Here is a 23,356-nt window from a genome sequence, read left to right as displayed (position 1 = left end):
GTTTTATAGTTCCTCCTTCGATCCGAACAGCCGGTAAGCGAATCTCATGGCAAAATAGCTGACGATCAGCAGCATGACCGAAATAGACGAAGCATAGCCGAGCTGGAATCGAATGAATGCGTAATCGTCGATATGGTTGATGATGAGATGTCCCGCGTACTGGGGGGTGATCGCCATTCCCGTCAGCTGCGTGGAGATGCTGCCCGCTTTGAGCGTCGAGACGATCGTCATGACGGCGCTGAACAGCAGCTGCGGCTTCATGGAAGGAATGGTGATATAGAACACTTCCTGAAGCCGGTTCGAGATGCCATCGATGCGGCCCGCTTCGTACAGCTCCCGGTTTACCGTCTGCAGCCCGGCCAGCATCGCGAGAAAGCCGACGCTGAAGCTTACCCATAAGGAAACGACGATCATGATGATCATCAGGTACTTGGGATCCTGAAGCCAGACGATCGGCGCCTCGATCCACCCCATTTCAAGCAGAAACTGGTTGACGTAGCCGACGCGGTCGCCGCTGAAGGCGGCGATCCACACGACAGACAATGCCACGGCTCCGGCCATCGAAGGCGCGTAGAAGGCCAGCGTGTAGTAGTCCCTGATTTTGATCGGCAGCTGATGGATCAGCCAGGCGAACAGAAAGGCCAGCACATAACCGCCAGGACCGACGATCAGGGCAAACAAGAAGGTGTTCGGAAGCGCTTTGGTCAGGAAGATAATGTCCTGCGTAACTAGCCCGATGTAATTGTCGAAGCCGATGAAATGCAGCGATCCGAAGCCGTCATAGGAAGTGAAGCCGAGCGTCGCGGCCATCGCCACCGGAATAACGATGAACACGATGAAGCAGATCAGGAACGGAGCAAGGAACAGGTAGCAAAAGGCGTCGCGCCGGATGTCCATCCAGAAACGGTTCAAATTCAGCTTAATCGCCGAGGACCGCTGTGCCTTCATGCCGGGAGAAAGCTCTGTCTTCATGAGTCCGGTTCCTCCCATTCGTAAGGTTCGTGGATTTGCGGGACCTGCAGGTCCCTTCCGTTTATGCCGAAATCCTTCTGCCTGCTGTCCATTTCGCGCTGCAGCGACAGCTGCGCCTGCTCCAGGGACTCCACGGCGGGCATGCCGTCAAATACCGTGCGGTTCCAGGCGAATTCCATTTCCCTGCCAAGGAAGTAGTACCCCGGAACGTTAGGCATATTCTTAGCCCAGCGGGCTTGCTCCCGCAGCGCTTTCAAATCCTCGCCTGGCCAGTTCAGCGATTGCATCGCTTCGACATTCGCCGTGTTCCAGCGGAATTCGAGGCCGTAGAACGATTCAATGTCATTCGCGTACCGGGCCTGCACCTCGCCCGATGTCCACCATTTCAGAAATTCCCAGGCTGCGTCCTTCTGCGTGCTCTTCTTCATAATCATGGCGGCAGACACCCCTTGCGGCGACCATCTGGCAACCTCGCCATCCGCTTGTCTGATGCCCGGAAGGGGAGCGATTTTCCAATGGCCTGTAATCTCCGGAGCGGCTACGAGCAGCTGCACATACGTATTAAAATCCGAGACTCCGATCGGAATATCTCCATCGCGGAAATGCTGGAAGAAGGCCGGAATGTCGATCGGTAAATTGTATTTCGTGAACAGTTCCGTCCACATTTTGAATGCCTTCTGGCCGGCATCGCTCATCAAATCGGTCCTAAGCCCATTCGCAGCGTAGGGCTCGGCGCCGTTCTCGAAGAAGAGCGTCGAGAAATCGCCTTTCGGAAAATTCATCGTCATCCCGTTCTCCTGCAGCGTCGGCAGGATATCGAAGACATCATCCCACGTATCGGGAACCTTCAGGTGCAGATTCTCCAGAATGTCCGAGCGGTAGAACAGGATCTGGAAGTTCTGAACCTCGGGAACCCCGTACGTTCCGCCGTTATACGTGAGCGCGCGGCTGACTCCGGGGATGAACCGCTTGTTCACCTCTTCAAACCCCGGATACTTCGACAAGTCCTCCACCGCATCCCGCATCGCATAGTCGGCCGGTGTCGCTTCGCCGATTCCCAAGGCGACGTCAGGCACGTCCCCGGCAGCATTTCCCAGAATAAGCATGTTCGGATTCGGCATCAGGTTAATATTGACCTGGATGCCCGTCTTCGGCGTGAAATCCTGGTTGACCATCTCCTGCAGCAGATCGACGTAATCGCGTCCCCGCTGCACCCATACTGTCAATGCCCCGTCTTCATTGCTGCTGCTCAGATCGTAATCCATGTAGAAGGAACGGGCGAAGTCCGTTAGCGTGTAAGGAATTCTCGACAGTGTAGTCGGCACCTTCAGTCCGGTTCTGGTATCCGGCGTGCGCAGAACAAGATAATCAAGCAGCAGCGGCTGCTGGGTCAGCGTGGACATCCAATTGCCGATATTGCTCTGGATGGTCGCGAAATCGTTGATCTTGTTCGGGATTTCATTCACGTCCGCCAGCATCTTGTCCAGAAGGTCAACCGAGCCTTTGATCGCTTCCGACAAGTCGGAATTTCTGCCGTTCAAGCCGTTGATATATTCGCGGATATCGGATAACCGCTGGATGAACGCTTGTATTTTCGCGGCTGCATCAGGGTCGAATTTGACCATATCCCAGGTCCGTGTGGAATCCATATTGGCATCAAATGCCGATTTGCTGTAGTTACCGGTAATGAGCCGGATATGCTGATCGAAAGCCGCAATTTGCGACAGTGTGTCCTTCAGAGCCAATGTAATCGGCTGCAGCTCCGACGAATCCGCGATCATCCGGATCGTATGGGTTCCTTGTTCGAGATAAAACCGGAAAGGCTTGCCCTGCGAGTCTGCCAGCGTTGTAATTGCGAATTCCTTGTTGAAATCGAGGCCGAAGTGAAGCATTTCCTTGAATGGCGTCCTGCCGTCGATCTCGATCGTGCGATAAGCCTTGAAGCCGGGACGATAATTCTGAACATTTTTCAAATCAATCTCATAATAGCCGTCAGCCGGCACTGTCATCTCCCATTCGACCCACTCGCCAGGCACACGCCATCTCTGCCCGCCGAGCACATTGTAGGTGATCCGGCCTTTCGGATCCGGCGAAATATAAGGCTCTGACCAATGGTCCGTCTGGATCGTCAAGCCGGATTTCCGTTCGAACTGCTCAGCTTCGCTCAAGCCGTACCAGTTCTCCTGTGCGGCGGGGACCGGATGCGCCATTTCGTATTCCGCATAGGACGGGAGCGGCGTCTGAGCCTGGAACGTGATTGCGCGCAGCGCAATCGGTTCCCTCTCGCCAACCAGCCTCAGGGTGTGTTCCCCCTGCTCGAGCCGGTACAGGAGCGGTCTTGAGGATGCGGTATAATCCGACACGGCTTTGTTTGTCCATCCGATCAATTCAGTCTGCTGCGGGCGGATCTGCATGCCGGCCTCATTGCGGTCGTAAGGATACTTGGCGTCCTTCCAGTTTCGCTCCAGCTCGATGTGCTCCGATTCGAGAAAAGGAAAACGTCCGTCGATCTGTACCCCGCGGACTGCGGATGTATTGCCTCCGGCAAGCGGTTTGTAATCCAGATGAAGCTCGTACCATCCTGCCGTTGGGGCGTTGAACCTCCACTCCACCCAGCCTTCCGCACCGTTCCAATTCAGTATGGCGCCATCCGGCCCGTTCTCCGCTGCGAGCTTCGTTTCTGCAGCTGCAAGGGTATAAGCTGCCGGGTCAATCGCAATCGGCTGCAAGTCCAATGCTTCGGCGGGATGATTCATCATCTCCTTGACATAGGGCAGCTCCGCGCCGGCATCCTTGAACGCCATCAATTGGGAAGCGCTTACATTCGAAGCGTAGCTAACCGATTTCTTGCCCGAGAACCAGTGATACCCGCCGAATGCGATTGCCGCAACCAACAGCAGCCGGATGGCGATCCGGGTAAATCCCGGGATGCGGAAGATGCGTAAACCTCCGGATTGCCTCATCCCTCATCTCCTCCGGCCGCGAGGGAAATACCCGTATTTTCGTCGAAGAAGTGAACCTTGTTCATGTTAAAGCCGACAAGGAGCTTATCGCCCGGCCTGTATATGATCTCGGGGTCCGTGCGTGCAATGATCCTGGTTTCCCCGATCAAAGCATACACATAGGAATCCGCGCCTGTTGCTTCCATCATCTGCACGGTGGCAGGTACGAAGTCCCTGTCCTCTTCCCCATTCCCGTCACCGGAAAGCTCCGCCTTCAGGAAGGCGTTCTCCGGACGCACCCCGAGCACGACATTCTGTCCGGACCTCAGCCTGCCCCCGAAATCGGCATTGAACGTATCGGGGAGCAGCAGCTTCATCCGCTTGTTGGAGAAATAGAGCCGTCCCTCTTCGCGCAGCATCGTGCCGTCAATGAAGTTCATTTGCGGCGATCCGATGAAGCCGGCGACGAACAAGTTGGCCGGTTCGCTGTAAAGCTGCCTGGGCGGCGCAACCTGCTGGATAATCCCATCCTTCATGACGACGATCCGTGTACCCATCGTCATCGCCTCCACCTGGTCGTGGGTGACATAGACCATCGTCCGCTTGAGGTCGTTCTGCAGCTTGATGATTTCAGCGCGCGTCTGGGCTCTAAGCTTGGCATCCAGATTGGAGAGCGGCTCGTCCATCAGGAATACCTGCGGCTCCCGGGCGATCGCGCGGCCCAGCGCAACCCGCTGCTTTTGGCCGCCGGACAGCTGGCTTGGCTTGCGCTCCAGCAGATGCGATATCTCCAATATTTTGGCCACCCGGTTTACCCGCAGCTCAATTTCGTATTTCGCCGTTTTGCGCAGCTTCAGTCCAAGCGCGATATTCTCGAATACCGTCAGATTGGGGTACAAAGCGTAATTCTGAAACACCATCGCGATATCCCTGTCCTTGGGGGAAACATAATTAACGTATTTCCCGTCGATGTACAGCTCCCCGCTGCTGATTTCCTCGAGGCCTGCCAGCATGCGGAGCGTCGTCGATTTGCCGCAGCCTGAAGGCCCGACCAGCACGAGGAACTCCCCTTCCTCGATGGACAGGTGAAAATCGTTGACAGCCGGGCGTGATTCGCCTTTGTATCGCTTGAATACATGATGAAATGCAATACTGCCCACTTAAATTCACCTCTCTCCTATACTATTCTGCGGCTTGCCTGCATTCATGTTACCGTAACGGCGCACAGACAAGAATGAGTGAAACTTGGCTTTTGCAGTCTGAAATTGTCCTCTTCTTTAGAAGATCTGTTTGCAGGAAGAAACTTGCTGCACCTTCTTCTGGCGCTCAGGCATGTTTCTTCCTGAGAGTATAAGAAAGGTTTGGACTGAATTTAACTTAATACGGCAAAAAACCGTCCGGATCGGACGGTATGGATGCAAGGACAAGGCCGAGCATGAAAAAAGAAGGTTCTCGCATTTAAGCAACAGGTTCCGTTTGAAGGTATAATTGCTTAAATGAAAAAGACAAACCCGTATTGAATGGGTTTGTCCTTATTATTTCCGTTTTTCCATACAGAACCCTTTACGATAAGCTGCAGCTTTTGAAATTCCCCCCCTCGCTCATGTCAGGTTAATAGAGTGATCTATTAAAGCAGAAACTCTAATTGATAATCTCTTGGATCGTTTTCATAAAATTTCTTATTTATTTCTGCCGACTCTTTACAGCCAAGCGCAAAATAAAACGCAACGGTTTCCTCGGCAGAACCAGCACAAATAAATAGTTTATCTGCCTGCCACTCTCTCGCTATTTCTGCCACTATCAAGAATAACTTCTTACCAATTCCTTTATTTCTATGCTCTAATGAAATAAATAATTGGTCCAATAAAACGTATTTAAAATTTTCACCAAAGAACTCACGATTTATTGCTGCGAAACCTATTAATTTGCCGTTTTCATCAAAAGCACCAACGGCAACGCCTTCACTTAAAATAGTTGCTCTCAAGCGATTATAATGGTCATCGTAACCATTAGCCCAATCAGAATCTTGATAATTAATTTCGACTAACTGGCGTTTTCCATTCACTTCTCTCCATGCTTTTTTTATATATTGTGATGGATTCATATCATTGATTCGTTCACACTCTTCAATCACTATTTTTCTATACGTTACATTCAACCTATTGTTCCTCCAAAATGTTATTTCCCTATTACTTGATTAGTAGCGTTCTTAATCTCTATCCTGACACTCCCATTCGTAAATTCCGTTCATCCCTTGTTATCCAGATAAAATCCCTTCACGAGCTCGTCCATCACCCGATTCGTACGGGCCGCCGACTCCCCGGTGCTGGCGCAAACGCCCAATCCGAGCAAATCGTTAACCACCGTTTGAATAAGCGGCTGCTGGATGTGCTGCGGGGAATCGAACGGAAACTCCTCCGTTCCGCTTGCCGTGTCGAGCCGAATCGGCTCATGGCCGAATGTGGAGAAGCTCAGTCTGCCCTTCGAGCCGACAATCTCATTGCGATCCTCCCGTGCAAAAGCGGAAAAACACCAGATGCCCGTCCCGTGCACACCGTTCTCAAACCGGTATGTACCTGTGACGATATCCTCGATACCGGCAAACTTCCCCTGCTGATTGGATGCAATCCCCCTCGCTTCAGCGATGGGACCCAGCAAAAAATCAAGGATATCAAGCGTATGACTGGCCAAATCGAAAAAAAGCCCGCCGCCCGAAAGCTCCGGCTGCAGCCGCCATGGAAGCTCGCCGCCTTCCGTTTGCGGGGCGGGCTGGTATTGCACCGTTGCCGCATAACGAACGTCGCCGATCGCGCCTGCTTCCAGCAGCTCCTTGACTTTAAGAAAGCGCGGCAGCGACCGCCGGTAAAAAGCCACATACAGCGGCACCTGCGCTTCTCGGCAAGCCGCAATCATCGCGCTGCACTCGCTGGCGTTCAGCGCCATCGGCTTCTCCACATAAACCGGCTTGCCCGCCTTTGCCGCCGCGAGCGTGTACTCCAGATGCGAGCCGGGAGGCGTCGCGATATACACCGCATCGACCTCCGGATCGTCAATTAATTCCTGCGTATTCGTATACCAGCGAGGCACGCCATGCCTTCGGGCGTAGTCTTCCGCGAGCCCGGCATTTCGCCGCATGACAGCGACGAGCTCCGATCTTCCGGCTTTCTGGAAGCCAGGACCGCTCTTGATTTCTGTGACATTGCCGCATCCAATAATGCCAAAGCGTATCGTTTTCATGATAGCTGACACTCCCCGTTTCAAATTAAAATCGCTGCTCTATATTGTACCACGGTTAAAAGATTAAGCGCATACATATTCGGTTTCCTCCCATACTGTTAATAGGGCCAGAAACAGACCTCTTTTTCCATAATGTTATAAAGGTAATAGCAATCTTTTTTTGCTATGCTTGTAACTTGGAGGAGATGAATGTGAAGAGATTGGCCGTTACTATTCTGGCACTTATTATTGCCTTTTCTTGGAATGTGCGGGCTGAAGCCGCCCAAGCAGTCTTTACTGATATAAATAAGAGTTTCGCAAAAAACGATATCCTTTCCCTTTACAATAAACAAGTTATTAACGGAACAGGCGCCGGATTATTTGAGCCCTCCAAAACGGTCACCCGGGCAGAGTTCGTAAAGATGCTCGCAGGCGTGTTAGGCTTGGAGCAAGTACATAATTCGATCCCCGGCTTTGATGACGTCAAGAAATCGGCCTGGTTCTACGGATGGGTGTATGCTGCGAATAATCTAGGCCTCATTATTGGAAAGAGTGAAAAAAAGTTTGCTCCAAATGAAACGATAACAAGAGAAGAAGCGGCAGTTATTCTTGCAAGGGCAACCAGGCAGGCTCCCGTTTCACAAACAAATCCGTTCCTGGATGAAGCGTACGTATCGCCTTGGGCAGCCGATTCAGTGAACGAAATCATCCATGCAGGCATTATGGGGGGCGACGGCCAATACTTCCACCCCGGGCAAAGCTTGACCCGTGAAGAGGCTGCGGCCATTTTGAACCGGATTTTGGGCAAGCTCCGAACGGTCCCGCAAACATTTGCGCCTATTCAGATTGGATGGCAGTATATGGACAGTACGGCGGAATTTAAACAGCATGTTTTGGAAAGTACAATCAACGTTATTTCTCCAAGATGGTTTTTTATGGGAAAAGATGGCGCTCTGACCGTTTCCGTTGAACCGGAGCTTGTGGAATGGGCGCATGCGAAGCAGAAAAAGGTGTGGGCTCTTGTAGGGAACCGTTCGAATGCCGAGGTCCTCCATTTATTTTTAACCGTCTATAAAAGTTCAGTTATTACGCAGCTTGTCAATTACGCATCACAGTATAAATTGGACGGATTCAACCTTGATTTCGAAAACGTGGACCCGGACGACCGGGATTTGTTGAGCGCATTCGTCAAAGACCTGGGAACCCGCCTCCATTCGGCCGGGAAAGTGATATCCATCGACGTGCCGCCGGATTCAAATACGGACTGGAGCCAGCCCTTTGATAATGCGGCATTAAGCGCAAGCGCTGATTACCTGGTTCTTATGGATTATGAAGAGCATTGGGCAGGTTCGAGCGTGATGGGCTCGGTTGCCTCTCTCCCCTGGTTTATTCAAGGTGTGAAACAGATCAACAAAGAAATTTCAACTCCTTCCAAATTGATTGTCGGCATGCCATTATTCACGAGAGATTGGCGTATCGAGGCAGGAAAGGTTCTATCGGAGGATATCGAGCTTCCTGATCAGGAGCAGCTGCTCCCCATCTTCTCATCGCTGAAATGGGATCCATCAGTAGGACAATATACAGCGGTATACACGAATAATCATGTCATCCATAATATATGGCTCGAAGACAGCCGTTCTTTAACCTTGAAATATGTCCAGTCCTTGAATGAAAAAGCCGCCGGTTTCGCCTATTGGTATACCGGAGGTGCGACTGCGGACATTTGGGCAGCACTTCGGAACGCAATTCGCTTGAGCAAACTACGCTTCGTATCATAACGAGACGAAGAAAAAAGCCTCCCGGTCAAATGGGAGGCCCGCACCCTGAGTTGTCATCTCTTGATGACGAGAACGGAAGAATAGGAATTCGAAACGGACTTTTCTTCGCCATTATCTGCAAGGCAGCTGCCAGGGCTGCATATTCCATGATAGGTTCTTACCCTGCTTGCATCCACCGTATCAATCAGCCTCCCGCAATATTGACAAACAATACTTCCCAAGTTGATTTGACCAGGCTTTGACAGCATAACCGAAACCCTCCTTAAGTTTTGTTTGAACAACTTCCCTGCGCTTTGCACGCGGATTATGACGATTCCATTTCCGTTTCCTTTTTTTAACCTCCCAATAAGTTATATATAATACATATCATATAATTATATAATACACAATAAAAGATTTTTCAACTAAATATTTGTCTTATTTATAAATGTAGAACATCATATATTTTATTGTGTTCATGAGCATAATAGAACTGCAGGCTGGGCGCGTCGATTAATTTTTAATTTCTCAACAGCGCATAAGGGATTGTCTCCATGCCAAGAGACCGGTTTCGCATAACGCTCACAGAGGTAATACATCAGCAGATGCCGCTTTTAAAGAAAGTGTCTGTTTTATGATCAATATTTGAACATTTTTTGAACGCAAACGCTTTATTGGTGTTATAATAAGAAGAAAGCATACTTGCAAACTAACTAAATTGGGGAAGTGAATTAATATGTCGACAAAAACGGCAGTTGCTGAACGGCAGACAGCACGGGAAGGAAAATCTTTGTTCTTCGCGATGCATGTCGCCTCTTGGGTAGCCCTTTGCGTAGGTGTTGTCTTATGTCTGATTGATATCGGTCATTTCAGCGACAATAACATGCTGCTGATGATGGGTATCGGGTTTCTAGTGGGCAGCGTGTTCACGTACACGATCGGTACGGCCATGAACCTTGTTCACAAACGGAAATCCGAGGCGGAGAATGATTTGTAGACAGAACGCCCACGCCCCCTTACAGGCTGCTTCCATCAATGGAAGCAGCCTTTTTCCATTTCTTTTGGGTCCTGTGAGGATAAGATGACTATTATGCAGCCGTGTGCAGCGGTCCTTTTCGTACAGTTGGATTGAGGGTAAATTTTACATAAGTCTGAATTGCGTCGAAATGTTGAACGATTTATTACGGAAATTCGACGGTCTGATGACGCCTTTGTTAACAAGCGATACGCAGGAAAGAGAACATGTTATTATTTTCACAAGGGTTCAATTTTGTGATAATTATCCTGCCTGGGGGGAATCCTCGCTGATAGGATGGGTAAGATGGGAATGTAGGGAGATGAGAAAAGATGAATGTAGCGAAAGGTATTCGGCATCTTGCCGTGGTCGGCCTGTTAACCGTGAGCACAGTCATGGCTTCCGGCTGTACCAACATGGTCGTATTCGACCCGAAAGGCCCGATTGGCGAACAGCAGCGGGATTTGATCTACTTCGCAATGCTGCTCTGCCTCGTCATCGCGGTTCCGGTAATCGCAATTACAGCGTGGATCGTATGGCGTTACAGGGATAGGCCCGAGAGCAAAGCGTCCTATCAGCCAAAATGGGAGCACAGTACGAAGCTGGAGATTATCTGGTGGGGAATTCCCATTCTCGCAATCGCCCTGCTGGCGGTAGTGACCAGCATCTATACGCACAGGCTGGATCCCGCCAAGCCGCTGAAGTCGGATGCTGCGCCCATTACGGTGCAGGTTACCTCGCTGGACTGGAAATGGTTGTTCCAGTATCCGGAGCAGGGCATCGCGACTGTTAATACATTGGTTATTCCCGAAGATACGCCCGTCAAGTTCGAGCTGACGTCCGATGGACCGATGAACTCATTCTGGGTGCCTCAGCTTGGCGGGATGATTTATACCATGTCAGGCATGCAGACGACGCTGCATTTGCAGGCGGATGAGCCAGGCGAATATCTTGGGACGGGCGCTAATTTCACCGGACGCGAGTTTGCCAAGATGGCCTTCACGACCAAGGCCGTCAAACGCAGCGATTTCGATGTCTGGGTGACGGACGTCAAGGCAAAAGGCGGCGCGCTGACGGACGATTCCTACCAGCAGCTGGTTAAGCCGGGGACCTCCCCTGTTCTTACTTATGCCTCCGTATCCGACGGTCTGTTCCAGCGCATCGTACATAACTACTCGATGTCGCGCGGCGCAGAGGGAGGCCTTGGCCGCAAGGCGACGACGCTCAGCGAGCTGCATGCGGAAGAGGACGAAGGCGGACAGCTGGCGCCCGATCTGAACCCGCAGCCTGGAGCGAACGAAGGCATGGAGGACATGGATATGGATATGGGTATGAATATGGAGCACGAAGACGCCGATGCCGCAGGTACGGGTCATAACCACTAGAAAAGGGAGGCATCCACGCATATGTTCGAACAAATCAAAGACTTTCTGTCCTGGTTTTTCGTGACGGGCGATCCGCTTATATACGGAGCGGACGTCGCGATCGCCATGACGACCATCGCCATCGTGTTCGCATTAACGGTCTTTAAGAAATGGGGCTGGCTGTGGAGTGAATGGCTCACTACCGTCGACCATAAGAAGGTCGGCATCATGTATATCATCGCCTCCCTGCTGATGCTGTTCCGCGGCGGCGTCGACGCGCTGATGATGCGGACGCAGCTCGCCTTTCCGGACATGAAATTCCTGACGCCGGAGCATTATAATCAAGTGTTTACAACACATGGCGTCATCATGATTCTTTTCATGGCAATGCCCCTTATGTTCGGTTTGTTCAACATTGCAGTGCCGCTGCAGATCGGAGCGCGCGACGTTGCCTTTCCGTTCCTGAACTCGCTCAGCTTCTGGCTGTTCTTCATCGGCGCCATGCTGTTCAATATGTCGTTTATCATCGGAGGCTCGCCGGACGCAGGCTGGCTGTCGTATCCGCCGCTGTCGGAGATGACGGGAAGCCCCGGCGTCGGCCAGGACTTCTATATCTGGGGTATCCAGATTTCCGGTATCGGCTCGCTGATGACAGGCATCAACTTTGTCGTCACGATTATCAAAATGCGCGCTCCCGGCATGACCTGGTCGAAGGTGCCGATGTTTACGTGGTCCGTGCTCACGAGCAGCATCACGATCATCTTCGCCTTCCCGATTCTGACGATTACGCTGGCGCTGCTGTTTCTTGACCGCTTCCTCGGTGCCCACTTCTTCACCATGGACGGCGGCGGCAACGCCATGATGTATGTCAATCTGATCTGGATGTGGGGACATCCGGAGGTTTATATCGTTGTACTGCCGGCCTTCGGCATATTCTCGGAGATTGTCTCGACATTCTCCAAAAAGCGGCTGTTCGGCTATAAATCCATGGTATTCGCCATGATGAGCATCAGCCTGCTGTCATTCTTCACATGGCTTCATCATTTCTTCACGATGGGCTCCGGCGCGAACGTCAATACGTTCTTCGCCATCTCGACTATGATTATCGCGATTCCTACCGGTGTAAAAATCTTCAACTGGCTGTTTACGATGTACCGCGGCCGTCTCAGCTTCTCGACGCCGATGCTCTGGACTATCGCCTTCATACCGTGCTTCGTCATCGGCGGAATGACCGGGGTGCTCTTATCAGTCGCGCCGGCGGACTTTCAATTCCATAACAGCTACTTCCTGATCGCCCATTTCCATCAGGTGCTGATCGGCGGCGTCGCCTTCGGCTACTTCGCGGGCCTATATTACTGGTGGCCAAAAATGTTCGGCTTCAAGCTGAACGAGAAGCTTGGCAAATGGGCCTTCTGGATCTGGAATATCGGCTTCTACGTCTGCTTCATCCCGCAGTACTTCGTCGGTCTGGACGGCATGACGCGGCGCGTCAGCTCCTATGGCTGGGATACCGGCTGGTGGGGACTCAACTTCACATCGACAATCGGAGGCTTCCTGATGGGACTTGGCTTCCTGTTCCAGGTGTGGCAGATTGCCCACAGCATCAAGTTCATGGAGAAGGATACGACGGGCGATCCGTGGAACGGCCGCACACTGGAATGGTCGATTCCTTCACCAGCGCCGCTGTACAACTTCGCGGTGATCCCGGTCGTCACGGACCGCGAGCCCTGGTGGGAAGAGAAGGAGCGTCTGGCTGCCGGTCATGCGCCTCTTCCCAAGCCGCCGCTTGAGCCGATCCATTATCCCAAAAACTCGGCGATTCCGTTCATCCAGGCCGTCTGTTGGTTTCTTGTCGGCTTCGGCCTCGTGTTTCATTGGCTGTGGATCGCTATCCCGGGCTTCATCGGCGTCGTAGCTACGATGCTGGCACACTCGTTCAACTACAACACCGAGTATAATATTCCGGTGGACGAAATCAAACGCACAGAAGCTGCGGCTAGGAGGTCTTCCTGATGGCACACGCCGGCAATCATACTCAAGCACAGGTCCACTCGCATGCGGACGGCCATGACGGACACGTCAATCAGGAGGAGCTTCGCCAGTTCGGCTTCTGGATCTTCCTGATCACCGACTGCGTTCTGTTCGCTACGCTGTTTGCAACATATGTGGTGCTGCACGGCAATCACGCGGGTGGTCCCGGTCCGAAGGAAATATTCGAAATGCCAGGCATTATCGCCGAAACGTTTATCCTGCTGACCAGCAGCTTCACCAGCGGTCTGGCGGTGCTCGCAATGAACGCCGGCAGCCGCAAAGGTCTGATCGGCTGGCTGATCGTCACCGTGCTGCTGGGCGCAACTTTTATCGGACTTGAAGTGACCGAGTTTCTGAAGCTCATTCATGAAGGCCATACGATCAGCTCCAGCGCATTCTTCTCCAGCTTCTTCGTACTGGTCGGCACGCACGGCATTCACGTTACAGTCGGCATCGTCTGGATTACAGGCATCATGATTCAGCTCGCCCGCTACGGCATCACGCCCGTGACGCGGCGCAAGGTGAACATTACGAGCCTGTACTGGCATTTTCTCGATGTCGTCTGGATATTCGTCTTCACGATCGTTTATCTGATGGGGGTGATGTGACATGGCACAGCACAGCGGAGGCGCACACGACGCGCACGGCAGTCATGGACACGAAGGCGGTCATGGCTCGCTGAAGTCCTATACGATCGGCTTCCTCCTCTCCATCGTTCTGACGATCATCCCGCTTATGGTCGTGCTGAACGGATGGCTTGAAGGCACATCGGCACGGGTTCTGCTGATCGGAACAGCCATCCTGCAGTTTGCGGTCCAGCTCCTCTTCTTCATGCATCTGCGCGATGAGAAAGGGCCGCGCTACAACCTGATGACCCTGATCTTCGGCCTCGTCATTGTCATTACGATCGTTGCCGGTTCAGTCTGGATCATGACTAACAATAAAATGTATTAATCTGTGGCATGCAAATCCTCCCTGGACACGTTCCGCTTCGCGGCGTGTGTCCGGGGCTTTTTTTTGGCGGAACTTAAATAGGTTGTCCCAATTTGCCCCTCCCGAATCCTCCAAAACACTCCGGTCAAAGGGCACGGCATCTCCCCTTTCGTTTATTAAATGTGAGTTCAAATCTGCAGCGAACTATGGTACATTTGAAAAACAGCTTCAAAAAATGAACCGGGAGGAATTACTTATGATTAATCCGGCATGCTCCGGCTCCATAGAGCCCATCCTGAAGATTCTGGAAGGCAAATGGACGCTTCTCATTCTGCGCGATTTATTTAACGGCATTAAACGATTCGGGGAATTGCGGCGTTCGCTGCAGCCGATTAGTCCGAAAACGCTGACCGATCGATTGCGTCTGCTGGAGGAACAAGGAATCGTTACGCGTACCCTCTACCCTGGTGTGCCTTTGCATGTCGAATATGAGCTTACTGAACGCGGGCGGCGTCTCCAGCCTATTTTCGCTGCCATGTGGGAGTGGTCGCAGTTGGAAAATTCGTGCCCCGCAGAAGAGTTAAGCGGCAGCAGCATAACATAATCCCCGTCTGCGGTCAGACGGGAAGGACTCTTCTACTTGCCTGATATGGTGCTTATCATGCCCATGCATATCAGCAAGAAACGGATTCAAAATAAAAAGAGCTCCCTAGACATCCGTAACTTGCAAATTCAATATCCGCATACTTCCATCTTAATAAAAAAAAGCCGCGATGTAGTACGCGACTTTTAATCAGCTTCTGATTTTTCGGCAGCTTCTTACTTATAACTTTGCGCGATGGTCTCCAGGTATTCCTCGATCGGCACTGTGTTTCGAAGCGCCATCAGCCCGTTGCCTGCGTCACCGATCAGGGTGCGGAATTTCTTGCTCTCCCCCGTTGCCTGGGCAGCAATGGCGTCAACGATAACCTGAGGGTTGTCCAGCTGGCTGCTGTCCGCATTCTCCATTAAATTCTCGACCTTGGTCATCAAATCATCGTAAGCCGTAATGCTGGCATCTTTATTCCAGGTTATATTTTCTTTGAAATTATTTCCTTCCGAGCCGCCCTGCTCAATCAGTCTAAGCTCGATATTCAGAGGCTTCAGCTCGTAATACAGACCTTCCGTTAAGCCTTCCAGGGCAAACTTGGACATATTGTAAAGCGATCCGAGCGGTACGGCTGTCGTCACTCCCATGAAGGAGCTGATGTTGATAAACATGCCGCCGCCATTAGCTCTGAAATGAGGTAAAAATTTACGGATTACATTAATCGTTCCGCGCGTATTAACGGCAAATTGCCAGTCGATAGCATCCTCTTTGGCTAATTCCAGCGGGCCGTAAGTACCCATGCCGGCGTTATTTACAACGACATCGATTTTACCGAAGGCGGCAACCGCCTGTTCGACGGAAGCTGCAACCTGTTCAAGGTTTGTAACATCAAGCTTGAAGATTTTTATATTGCCATATTGGGTAAGTTCCGTTTCTTTCTCCGGTGTTCTCATTGTAGCTGCGACGTTCCAGCCCAGCTTGGCAAAATGAATGGCTGTTAATTTACCCAGGCCTGAACTTGTTCCCGTAATAAAGATTGTTTTATTCATTGTTATTCCTCCAAATTGTTTTTTTGATCCGACCTTAAATCGAACATTCATTCTAATCATGCTTCAAAATGTCCCTTAATGCATAACCAGCTGCCCGCCAACAACTGAACGTTCGTTCTAATCATATAGCATCACAAATAAAACGTCAATCCATTACGCTCCACTCACAATGGTTACCAATGGAGTAGTGGAATTACCTTGTAAAAAAAGCCAAACCCCGGTTGATTCCAAGGTTTGGCTGTAAGCATGACATTTAAACAAGAAGTGCGTCATGGCCGATGATGGCCTTCGGCTCCAAATATTCTTCGATGCCGAAAGTGCCATGCTCCCTGCCGATTCCGGATTGCTTGAACCCGCCGAAGGGCGCTTTGGGCTCGTCATGCAGGCCATTGACGGATATTCGTCCCGCGACGATCTGCTCGGCCACACGGTTTGCCCGCTCCAGACTGCCCGAGCTGACAAAGGCTTGCAGGCCGTAAGAGGTGTCATTCGCGATCTCAACCGCCTCCTCTTCGGTCTTGTAGGTCAGGATGACCAGAACCGGCCCGAACACTTCTTCCCGGGCAATGGCCATGTCGTTCGTTACATTGGCGAACACCGTCGGCTTGACGAAATATCCCCCTTCAAGCCCTTCCGGGCTTCCTTCCCCACCGGCTACCAATTCGGCTCCGGCTTCGATGGCCTGCCGGATATAACGCTGCACAGTGTCATACTGCTTCTGGTTTACCATTGGACCAATCAGAGACGTCTTGTCCGACAGATTGCCTACTTTTACGGCGTCGATCGCTGTTTTGATCAGCCGCTTCACTTCTTCCAGACGGGATTCCGGAACGATCAGGCGAGTGCCGGCCAGACAGGCCTGGCCGCTGTTGATGAATCCGGCGCTTACCGCGAGCGGAATCGCTTTGGTAAAATCGGCATCGTCCAAAATGACGTTAGGCGATTTGCCGCCCAGCTCCAGGGTCACTCTTTTCAATTGTTCCGCCGCACCTTTGGCGATCATTTTCCCGACCCGTGTAGAGCCTGTAAAGGCCATGACCGCTATATCCGGATTATGCGTCATTTCTTCGCCCACGACTTCTCCCCTGCCGTTCACAATGTTGATGACACCGGCCGGAATGCCGGCTTCATGAATGCATTCTGCGAATAACTGCGTCTGAATGGCGCTGAGCTCGCTTGGCTTCAAAACCACTGTACAGCCTGCCGCAAGGGCAGGGGCGAGCTTATTGGCAATATGAGTCGAATTCGCATTCCAGGGCGTAATCGCACCTACGACTCCAAGCGGCTCCATGTGTACCTTGGCTTTGCCCGCGAATCTTGTAAATTCATATTCCTCGGCAACCTCTTTCGTATGCAGAAAGGCATCAGCCGCGAGCTTGGTCAACATCGTGGCAACGGAAACCGGAGCGCCGTATTCCTCGATTGTTGCCTGCGTCAGCTGGTCGAATTTGTTCATCAATGCATCATGCAGCCGCTGCAGCATGTCGGTACGCTCTTTTACGGGTGTTTTGGAATAGGTTTTAAACGCCGCTTTGGCTGCCGCAATCGCGAGCCGGGTATCCTGGGCATTTCCCAAAACGACCTTGCCTATCACCTGCTTGTTAGCGGGATTAATGAGCTCCTGCTCCTCCGTACCCAGCGGTTTCACGAACTGGCCGTTGATATAGATCTGATCGATGATTTTCACGTCAAGTTTCCTCCCGGGAATATTATTTTGAAATATGCCGCCGATAACTTATCTATTATCTTCGGCACAAGCACAGCATAAACCTTAAAGTTAACTTTAAGTCAAGCAGTTAATTATTACCCTGTGCTTTCAGTCGGGTAGGAGGATCTTGACAAACCGCCGGATAATGCAGCAAATCAATCTATTTAGTTTGCTCGTTCATGATTCATCTCATGCGGAAGCAGCCCCGCCTGCCGCCTGCAAAAGGCGCGCTTTTTTCCAGCCCCCGTATCTGTAGTACAGGGCGGTCAACACCGTGGCGATGGCGAAGCTGATCGGGAAGCTCCACCACATCGCATCGAATCCATAGTGGCTGCCGAGGAAGGAAGCAAGCGGTATACGGACGATCAAGAGGGCGATGAAGGACACGATCAACGGCACGACTACCGAACCAGATGACCGGATAACCCCGGCCATGACGTTGAATACGCCGAATATTATAAAGGACCATAGTGTAATATTGTTGATATGCACACCGATATCGATGGCCTTGCCCTCCTGCGGCAAGAACAGGCCGAGCGCTTCACGGTTGAACAGATGCAGGCCAAGGACGAGCACTCCTGTCAGCAGCACGTTGAAGCCGACGCCTGACCACGTAATGCGTGAAACGCGGTCCCACCGTCCGGCCCCGATATTTTGCGAAGCCATCGAGGTGACCGCGCCTCCCACAGCCAGTGCAGGCATCTGGACATAGCTTGAGATCTGGTTGGCGATGCCGAAGGCCGCCGTCGCCTCGGAGCCGTAAGCGTTGACATAATGAATAAGAATCAGGTTGCTGAGCGACACCACCACCATGTTCAGTCCCATCGGCAGCCCCTTCTGGATAAGGGTCTTGATGACCAGCCAGTCCATGCGGAGCAGATGCAGATCATTCCGGGTCAGCCGCAGGAAGTATTTCTTCCCGTACAGATAGAGGACAAGCAGGACGAAGCTGATCGATTGGGCGATCAGCGTAGCCAGAGCCGAGCCCGCAATTCCGAGCTTGGGAAACGGGCCGAAGCCCTGGATCAGCAGCGGGTTAAGCGCGACATCAAGCACGGCGGACAGCAGCAGGAAATAAAAAGGCGTCTTGGAGTCGCCCGAGCCCCGCAGCACGGCCATGATGAGATTGAATCCGAACATGAACGGGACGCCGGCAAAAATAATGCGCGTATAGGATACCGCAAGCGTTTTGGCGTCCGCCGGAGTATTGAGCAGATCAAGAATGGCTGGCGAGAAAATCACGCCGATGGCTCCGATAATAATGGATAAGATCACGAAAAATACCGTGCTGGTGCCGACTACCTTCTTGGCGTCCTGAACCCGCTGGGCCCCCAGATTTTGTCCAACCAGAATGACTGCCGCCATGGAAATTCCGAATATGGCGCTGATCAGAAAAAACATGATGAGGTTGGCGTTGGACGTCGCGGCCAGTGCGGTTTCACCGAGAAACTTGCCGACCCAAACCGAATTAATGGAGCCGTTCAGCGCCTGAAGCACGTTGCCAAGTAAAATCGGCAGCGAAAAGACAAATAATGTTTTGGCGATTGGCCCTTCCGTAAGGCTGGGCCGGGCTGCTTTTTGCTGAGAGGATGTCATTGTGCGTTCGTCTCCTTATCCGTTCTTCTTGCGGCGCCAGGCGCCCTATTGGTTTATTGTACAACATTGGGCTGGACAAGTGGACATTAAGGTAAACAAAAAAAGCCGCAAATCTGCGACTTCTTAAGGATTCATGCCCCAGGACTTAGGAGAATTGGAGCGGGATATCTAAACTCCCGCAAGCTTTTTCCGGTCTGGAGCGTGCGGCGGCTCCTCCATCCATCCCCGCTCGATCAGCAAATCCATGCCATCCTTGCCAAATTTCAAAACCTCCAACAGAAGCTTGGAATACTCTACGGTCAAATCCGTTCTCGTTGCGGTCGACAGCGAACGCCCCAGGAAGGAAACGGCCGCTGAATTGGTCAATGTGATGATCCCCAATATCAACCGCTCGGAAAATGGCGAAACGGTCGATGTTGTGACATCCGTATTAACCATATTGTTTCCCAGTAGATCATCCTGGATCAAGATTTCATTTAAAAATTCAATATGCTTGTTGGCCAGCTTTTTCCCGCGCAATAAGTATTGCTTGATCTGGTCGTCTCGAATGATTTGCGAAAATCCCGTCAGCAGTATTACGGCATAATTATTTCGCTCGAGATTGAAGAAGATGTCGGAAATCTCCAACACATTTAACGGCCGTTTCGGCTTGAACCATTCTGTGAGCATACCTGGTTTATCATTCATGAAGCTCACATGTTCGGGATACGGAATGAAGGCTGGGCGATCGTAAATGCCTTTGGAGAGCATCAGATCCGTCGCTTTATTGAACATCTCCAATGAAAATTGCATCCAGTCCGAGAATAATGCGCGGACATCTTCGCGTGCAGCGCTGGTCGTATAGGCAGAATACGAAATTAAATCCATCCGGCTGACCGAATAAACATAACTAAGCGGGAAAAGGCCGAAGAACAAGGAAGGCGCGGACAAGTCCACATCATCATCGTTGTACCCTCTGGGGACCGGGAATTTTTCTTCTGTGAATATATGCGTGATGTTCTTCAGATGGGCCTGGTATCTTTTTAACGATTCTTCAAGTAATGAGCGAGCCTCTTTATCCTCCAGATATTTCGAAAAATATTGGGACAGGCAGATCGCCATGCTGCAGCTGATATAAGCAGACCACAGGGCGGCAATTTCCGAAGCAGTTAATCCGACCTTCTGTTTCGTGCGCATAGAACACGCTCCTCGGCAAGTTTTTCTTAATATGTGTCTCCTGCCGCTGCAATATGTGATCATCCTGTCTATAAGCTAATCCATATTTAATAACTTCTGTCAAAATACGAAGCTGATTGTGCGATGAATGAAACTTAAAAGATGTTCATCGTTTATATCCGTTTTCTTGCAGGATGCTCCCCCATTACTCTTAACCTTCTCGCCTTCATAACGTCAACTCTTCCCCGTTCTTTCCATATACATTTTTGGAGCGTACGAACTTGCGTTTCTCCACGAAATTTCCGAGCCTTGCCATCAGCATCGTTACGATGACGGTGAAGATGACCATTCCGTAGAAGCCGGCACCGATTCCGATTCCGACACCGCCGACGAACAATATCATGGCCGCAGAGGTCAGCCCCTTCACCTGCAGGCCATTTTTGAGAATGACGCCCGCGCCCAGGAATCCGAGACCGGACACAATCTGCGCGGCCAGACGCATGGGATCCATCATGGTCCGCAGATTGCCGGTGCTGTATTTCTCCACGCTGTATATGGATGTGAGCGTAATGAGCGTACTGGCGACGCAGACGTACATATAGGTTTTCAAGCCTGCCGGCTTGCTCTTCGACTCGCGGTCCCAGCCGATCAGAAATCCGAGCAGCGCGCTGAGCGACACCCGCACATACATCTCATAATGCTGAAACAGATGCATTTTGACGCTCACGAGCAAACTGTCCAACTAAAGCCCACTCCCTTCGTTTGCCGCATTATGTCGGAGCAGCCCTGCGCCGGCGTGTTCACCCCGAATTGCGGACGATATTCAGCGCAGGCACCGGATTGTTGCAGGTCATCAGCGTCGCGCCGCATTCCAGTGCATAACGGACCTGCTCCTCATCATCCGGGCAATAGCACCAGGCCAGCAGCCCCATTCCGCGGAATTGGCGCACAATATCCGGCGTCAACTGTTTCATGCTGATCCCTACCGCCCACATCTTGGAATAGGTTCCGCCGGGTCCGGCAACGAAATTGCTCATATTCTCACCCGGGAATCCCTGCGTTCTCAGTCCGTGACGATCATGGATATGAGCAATGACGTCCGCATCGAAGCTGGTGAATACACAGCGTTCCAGGTATCCGTGCTTCCCGAGCTCAACAATCGCAGCATCGGCAACCTCCCGGCTGTCTGCGGCAGGCTTGATCTCCACGTTCAGCAAAACATCCGGGTATCGCTTCAATAGCTCGCACAACGCGGTTAAAGTCGGAATCCGCAGTCCCGCGAATTCACCGCCGAACCACCCTCCCGCATCCAGCCGGCCCAGCTCCGCCATCGTAAAGTCACGCACACTTCCGGAGCCGTCGGTCGTGCGGTCTACGGTCTCATCGTGGACGATGACGACTTCCCTGTCCCGGGAGAACCGCAAATCGAACTCCAGCATATCGGCGCCAAGCTCCAGCGCCTTCGTGAAGGCCAGAAGCGTATTCTCCGGATAAGCGGACTTATAGCCGCGGTGTCCGGCAACGATAACCCTGGAATCATCCTGCAGACGTTCTATCATCCTGCATTCCTCCCTTATCTGCCAATTTTAAAAGTGATGCGGCGCGGCAAGCGTTATGCCTACGCCGCATCGGTTCCATCCATCCGTTACTGGGCGAGAATTCGCTCTGTTTCTTTCTTGAAGGTATCAAGCGTTGACGGAATATCTTTGCTGTCGTACATAATGGCTTCGATTGCAGAGAAAAATTCATGCATGATTTCCGGCCAGGCGACATCCTTGTTCGTATCGACGGCATATTGAAGCTGATCGTATGCCACCTTGCGGTTCGGCTCCTTGGACCATAGATCCTGGATCTCCTGGGATTCCGCCATCTTCTTCGTGAAAGGCAGATATCCGGAATCGAGAATAAACTGCAGACCGCCGTCCGGGTCATCCATCAGGTAACGGATAAATTCCCATGCCGCATCCTTATGCTTGGAGCCGGACAGCATGGAGACGTTGGCGCCTCCCGTCGGGCTGGCATACTTTTGATCCTGGGGCAGGAAAGCGGTCACATAATCAAAGTCGACTGTTTCCTTGAGGCTTCCAATCGTCCCTGTGGACTGGAACATCATGCCGACCTTGCCCTCCAGAAACATCTGGTTGACGATATTTCCGGAATCCTGCGCAGGCGGATAATACAGGGCGCCGGTAGTCTGGAGATCCTTCAAATATTGGAACACCTTGACGCCCACGCCATTGTCCATGAAACCAAGGGATGTGTTGTCATCATTGAAAAATTGGCCTTCCGCCTGAGAAATAAGAGCGATCGGGTACCAGGTGTCGTAGGGCATCGTCAGACCGTAGCGCTTATACTCGCCGTTCTCTTTGACGACCAGCGCATTGGCCGTCTTCTTCATTTCCTCCCATGTCGTGGGAATGGGCAGCCCCAGCTCGTCGAGCAGCGTTTTGTTGACATGCAGAATGGGGGTCGAACGGTTAAAGGGCAGCGACACAAGCTTTTCGTTGAACACGGAATGTCCCATTAAGCCCGGCGTGAAGTCGTCGGCGCTCATATTCGACTTATCCAGGTAAGGAGTCAGATCCTCCAGCACGTCCGAATCCGCAAACAGCTCCACATAGGCACGCTCAAGCATGCTTACGTCCGGGGCGGTATCGGCAGAAACCGCCTGCTGCAGTTTGGTAACGGTTTCATCATAACCCCCCTGAAAGGTGCCGACCACTTCGATATCGTCATGGCTTGCGTTGAAGCGCTGGATCAATGCATCCAAATACTCGCCGTTCTTGCCGCCTACCGAATGCCAGAACTGCACGGTGGTCTTTTCCCCTGAAGCGGAATCCGGAACAGTCGCGTTTGCCGCTGGCGCATTTGAATTCTCTGTGTCCGAGCCTGCTGCTTGATTCTCCGGATTCCCGCCGCTGCAAGCTGCCAGCAGGCTGGCAAATAAGGTAATGATGAGTGCAAGGCTTGCTGCTCTATTGCGCATTTCTAATCTCCTCCGTCATTTATGTTTTGGAAAAAAGGATAGC

At 51.8% G+C, this 23,356-nt stretch carries 19 protein-coding genes; 7 read left to right on the top strand and 12 right to left on the bottom strand.

Annotation, left to right across the window (positions count from 1 at the left end):
• Positions 1-3: 3 nt before the first annotated feature.
• From AC0YNV_RS07235 to AC0YNV_RS07215, 5 genes are all read right to left on the bottom strand, one after another.
• Positions 4-972: a carbohydrate ABC transporter permease gene (locus AC0YNV_RS07235; protein WP_379113185.1), complete on the bottom strand. Its 969-nt coding sequence runs from the start codon at positions 970-972 to the stop codon at positions 4-6.
• A complete protein-coding gene (locus AC0YNV_RS07230; protein WP_475767028.1) occupies positions 969-3,935 on the bottom strand; it encodes an extracellular solute-binding protein in 2,967 nt (988 codons plus the stop codon). Before AC0YNV_RS07230 ends, AC0YNV_RS07235 begins: the two co-directional genes overlap by 4 nt.
• Entirely contained in the window at positions 3,932-5,074 is a 1,143-nt protein-coding gene (locus AC0YNV_RS07225) for an ABC transporter ATP-binding protein (RefSeq protein WP_475767026.1), read from the bottom strand. The genes AC0YNV_RS07230 and AC0YNV_RS07225 overlap by 4 nt, the downstream gene beginning before the upstream one ends.
• Positions 5,075-5,541: 467 nt before the next feature.
• On the bottom strand, positions 5,542-6,072 hold the full coding sequence (locus AC0YNV_RS07220; protein WP_475767024.1) for a GNAT family N-acetyltransferase: 531 nt from the start codon (positions 6,070-6,072) through the stop codon (positions 5,542-5,544).
• Between the two features lie 89 nt (positions 6,073-6,161).
• A complete protein-coding gene (locus AC0YNV_RS07215; protein ID WP_475767022.1) occupies positions 6,162-7,151 on the bottom strand; it encodes a Gfo/Idh/MocA family protein in 990 nt (329 codons plus the stop codon).
• 191 nt (positions 7,152-7,342) lie between these two features.
• On the opposite strand from AC0YNV_RS07215, the gene AC0YNV_RS07210 reads away from it, so the two are divergent.
• From AC0YNV_RS07210 to AC0YNV_RS07180, 7 genes are all read left to right on the top strand, one after another.
• Positions 7,343-8,908 (top strand): S-layer homology domain-containing protein, encoded by a 1,566-nt coding sequence (locus tag AC0YNV_RS07210; protein ID WP_475767021.1) that lies wholly within the window; start codon positions 7,343-7,345, stop codon positions 8,906-8,908.
• A 715-nt stretch (positions 8,909-9,623) separates the two neighbouring features.
• Positions 9,624-9,884: a hypothetical protein gene (locus AC0YNV_RS07205; protein WP_210040174.1), complete on the top strand. Its 261-nt coding sequence runs from the start codon at positions 9,624-9,626 to the stop codon at positions 9,882-9,884.
• 350 nt (positions 9,885-10,234) lie between these two features.
• Positions 10,235-11,287: a ubiquinol oxidase subunit II gene (gene cyoA, locus AC0YNV_RS07200; protein ID WP_475767018.1), complete on the top strand. Its 1,053-nt coding sequence runs from the start codon at positions 10,235-10,237 to the stop codon at positions 11,285-11,287.
• A 21-nt stretch (positions 11,288-11,308) separates the two neighbouring features.
• Positions 11,309-13,279, top strand: a complete 1,971-nt coding sequence (locus AC0YNV_RS07195; protein ID WP_475767016.1) for a cbb3-type cytochrome c oxidase subunit I — start codon at positions 11,309-11,311, stop codon at positions 13,277-13,279.
• On the top strand, positions 13,279-13,905 hold the full coding sequence (gene cyoC, locus AC0YNV_RS07190; protein WP_210040177.1) for a cytochrome o ubiquinol oxidase subunit III: 627 nt from the start codon (positions 13,279-13,281) through the stop codon (positions 13,903-13,905). The genes AC0YNV_RS07195 and cyoC overlap by 1 nt, the downstream gene beginning before the upstream one ends.
• Before the next feature lies 1 nt (position 13,906).
• The gene (gene cyoD / locus AC0YNV_RS07185) at positions 13,907-14,251 is read left to right on the top strand and encodes a cytochrome o ubiquinol oxidase subunit IV (RefSeq protein WP_210040178.1); all 345 of its coding nucleotides are present in this window, start codon (positions 13,907-13,909) and stop codon (positions 14,249-14,251) included.
• A gap of 235 nt (positions 14,252-14,486) precedes the next feature.
• On the top strand, positions 14,487-14,834 hold the full coding sequence (locus AC0YNV_RS07180) for a winged helix-turn-helix transcriptional regulator (protein WP_475767015.1): 348 nt from the start codon (positions 14,487-14,489) through the stop codon (positions 14,832-14,834).
• A 215-nt stretch (positions 14,835-15,049) separates the two neighbouring features.
• Here AC0YNV_RS07180 and AC0YNV_RS07175 read toward each other — a convergent pair whose 3' ends face one another.
• The 7 genes from AC0YNV_RS07175 to AC0YNV_RS07145 all read right to left on the bottom strand — a co-directional run bounded on the left by AC0YNV_RS07175 (position 15,050) and on the right by AC0YNV_RS07145 (position 23,313).
• On the bottom strand, positions 15,050-15,868 hold the full coding sequence (locus AC0YNV_RS07175; RefSeq protein WP_475767013.1) for an SDR family oxidoreductase: 819 nt from the start codon (positions 15,866-15,868) through the stop codon (positions 15,050-15,052).
• Between the two features lie 253 nt (positions 15,869-16,121).
• Positions 16,122-17,555 (bottom strand): aldehyde dehydrogenase family protein, encoded by a 1,434-nt coding sequence (locus tag AC0YNV_RS07170; protein ID WP_475767011.1) that lies wholly within the window; start codon positions 17,553-17,555, stop codon positions 16,122-16,124.
• Between the two features lie 210 nt (positions 17,556-17,765).
• Positions 17,766-19,172, bottom strand: a complete 1,407-nt coding sequence (locus AC0YNV_RS07165) for an MATE family efflux transporter (protein WP_475767009.1) — start codon at positions 19,170-19,172, stop codon at positions 17,766-17,768.
• A 168-nt stretch (positions 19,173-19,340) separates the two neighbouring features.
• Positions 19,341-20,348 (bottom strand): DUF3231 family protein, encoded by a 1,008-nt coding sequence (locus tag AC0YNV_RS07160; protein ID WP_475767007.1) that lies wholly within the window; start codon positions 20,346-20,348, stop codon positions 19,341-19,343.
• A 205-nt stretch (positions 20,349-20,553) separates the two neighbouring features.
• The gene (locus AC0YNV_RS07155; protein ID WP_475767327.1) at positions 20,554-21,042 is read right to left on the bottom strand and encodes an MgtC/SapB family protein; all 489 of its coding nucleotides are present in this window, start codon (positions 21,040-21,042) and stop codon (positions 20,554-20,556) included.
• An 85-nt stretch (positions 21,043-21,127) separates the two neighbouring features.
• Entirely contained in the window at positions 21,128-21,886 is a 759-nt protein-coding gene (locus AC0YNV_RS07150) for a glycerophosphodiester phosphodiesterase family protein (RefSeq protein WP_475767006.1), read from the bottom strand.
• Between the two features lie 86 nt (positions 21,887-21,972).
• Positions 21,973-23,313, bottom strand: coding sequence for an ABC transporter substrate-binding protein (locus AC0YNV_RS07145; protein ID WP_475767004.1), 1,341 nt, complete (start codon positions 23,311-23,313; stop codon positions 21,973-21,975).
• Positions 23,314-23,356 lie beyond the last annotated feature (43 nt).

This window comes from Paenibacillus sp. JT31N11 (assembly GCF_056269285.1).
This window is presented reverse-complemented; position numbering and strand designations above follow the sequence as displayed.